We start from the raw sequence: 2,475 nt of genomic DNA, 5'->3' as shown, positions 1-2,475 counted from the left end.
CTATAACACTATAAACAGCCTATGAATTATCCTCATTTTTAAGATTTTAAACAAAACATAATAAAATAAAAAGTTGACAAAAAAAAGTCTGAATATTTATTATTCAGACTTTTTTTGTTTGCGATAAAGCATAATAATAGTGACAATAAGAAGAGTAACGATTGCCGTTAATAAAACAATTACCCATATATTTGAGTCTTGACTTACAACTACGTGATTTGAATTATCTGTTTGCTTGGATATTTCTTCCAGATCTTCCCTGGTGTAGTTAAATTGGGTAATTTTGTCTTCTCCATCAACTGTTATTATGAATTGATATTCTCCAGACATTAATTCTGCATTACTAACTAATGGAATGTTTAACTTCGTTTTAGTAACTGGAGTTAAAGTAAGTACATCTTCGTCAAATTCACCTTCTGAAATTGTATCTCCCTTTGGATTAATGACCTTGTAGGGTCCACTATCTGCATATTCCACTATCGGGTTATTATTAAATATAGAGAAACTTAACACTATAGAATTTTGTGAATTTATGAATTCAAATTCCCCATAGTGCTGCTCTTTTTCAGAATCCAATTCATTCATTTTAAGGCGGAACAAGACTACCTTTTCATAAACATGGACGATATCTGCAGAATCCTCGTTTTTTTGCTCGCTCAACGTTTGAGAAAAATTTAAACCACCTAAAATTTCTCCATCAAGTTCTTTATTTACATTAACAATAATGGATAGATCTTCACTTTGATTAGCCTTAACTTTGATTATGCCATCTTTTAATTCGCTGCTGTCATTAGTTATCTTCACATACTTACTAAAGTCATAATCTTTATCCATTAGATTGTCTGTATTTTCCACATAAGTTATTCCAGCCATCGTTGATATAGCAACTGATGAATATACATTAACGTCTAAATCTTTATTACCAATATTGGTAATCGTCGCTGTAAACTCATAATTGTTGTTAAGTTTAGGAGTAAATTGCATATAGCTATCTCTATACTCATATTCTTTAGGATTAATATCTACTAAAATCGATGCTTCCGTATCCTCAGACGCAATGACATCCTTTATGTAAAATAAGTTACCTATTACTAAAACAAATACAAGAGAAAACACGTTAATAAAAACGCGTTTTCTCATTTTACTTTTATTTTCCATCATGACTCCTGTTTTCTTATATCTTTGTTGTATTAATCATTTTAATCCTCAGGGTTCAATCGTTGTAGAATCAATCAAACTTACAGTAATTTTATACTCATCTGACCGCGAGTCATCAAACACTGTTGGGTCAAGAGTAGCTTCAATAATAACAACACCTGTATTTCTAGTTCCGCTATTTGTTTCAGAAATATCAAAATCTTTTTCAGATGTATCTTTAATGTTTGCATCTAAACCTGCACCATCAGTTGATACCCTTATTTTGTAACGTTCTGCAATATTAGCAAAAGTTCTATTTTGGATATCATACGTAACTGAAAAATCTTGAGGGGCAAGTGTTCCATTAGGCTGTTCTGACCCGAAAGTAATTTCATCAAAATTGAAATCTACAGTCGTAACGTCTGGAGTAGTTAATGTAAGACTTCTGCTTACTTGACCTTCATGAACGTTTACTGGCTTTGTTGAGTCTTCAGTTGCGTGAGCTGTATTCGTAAATCCGATTGCAGATAGAGCAAGTATTGCTGTTGATGCTAAAAGAGTTTTTTTCATAATAATATCCTCCTATTTTTGTAATTGTGAAATCTATTACAATTGAAATTATACAGGAAATCTCTAATCTATCTTATCTAATATTTTCGCAATCTCAAAAAAAAGGGATAATAGCCTCTTATAGCGTTATTCATTAATACATTTACTTCTTTTGATTCATTTAAATAATGATAAAATTCAAGAAACCTATCTTATGAATTTTCACCAGAATTATCTTGGTCTGATATATTTTGATTGTCATTGTTATCTTCTTCATCTAAGTCACTTTTATCATTTTCACTTTCGCTCATATCCTTAACATCTGAATCATCTGGTTTTTCATCATTAATTTCCTCAGATGAACTAGTTGAGTCATCCTCCAAGTTATTATCACTTACAGTGTTCTCATCAAGAGAGCTGTTTGACTCGTCGTTTTTTAAATCTAAAATGTTATCAAAACTATCTACATTTTTTTTCACAAAAGTAAATGTAATAGTAGTTTTATTCTCTGGTGAATGCTCATATTCATCCAAACTCAAAACGACTTCATAATTTAAATTTACTTCTCCTTGGCTTGATGTTGGTAAAAGGATTCCAGAATAGGTATTGCTTAAAGTATCTATAAACCTAGCAGTAAGCCCCTTACCTTCAGTGGATATTACCAATGAATAATCTAAAGAAGAATTTACATCATATTTTATCTTCACAGTTTCAATTTGTTTTACTTTTCTAGTTGAAAAGTCTAAATCGTTCAATGATAAAGTAACTTCATCAGCCTCAATGTTTATC

The 2,475-nt window shown here is 30.7% G+C and carries 3 protein-coding genes; all 3 read right to left on the bottom strand.

Annotated elements, in window-relative coordinates:
* Nucleotides 1-99: 99 nt before the first annotated feature.
* Nucleotides 100-1,158: a DUF916 domain-containing protein gene (locus A5867_RS05230; protein ID WP_249270019.1), complete on the bottom strand. Its 1,059-nt coding sequence runs from the start codon at nt 1,156-1,158 to the stop codon at nt 100-102.
* Between the two features lie 48 nt (nt 1,159-1,206).
* Nucleotides 1,207-1,707, bottom strand: coding sequence for a hypothetical protein (locus tag A5867_RS05225; RefSeq protein ID WP_074934994.1), 501 nt, complete (start codon nt 1,705-1,707; stop codon nt 1,207-1,209).
* A gap of 191 nt (nt 1,708-1,898) precedes the next feature.
* Nucleotides 1,899-2,475, bottom strand: a 577-nt coding sequence (locus A5867_RS05220) for a hypothetical protein (RefSeq protein WP_087627026.1), incomplete at its 5' end; no start/stop codon positions are given.

The organism is Enterococcus sp. 6D12_DIV0197 (assembly GCF_002174385.1).
Classification (GTDB): Bacteria; Bacillota; Bacilli; order Lactobacillales; family Enterococcaceae; genus Enterococcus_D; species Enterococcus_D casseliflavus.
Note: the sequence above shows the minus strand (reverse complement) of the source record. Positions and strands in the feature narration are given on the sequence as shown.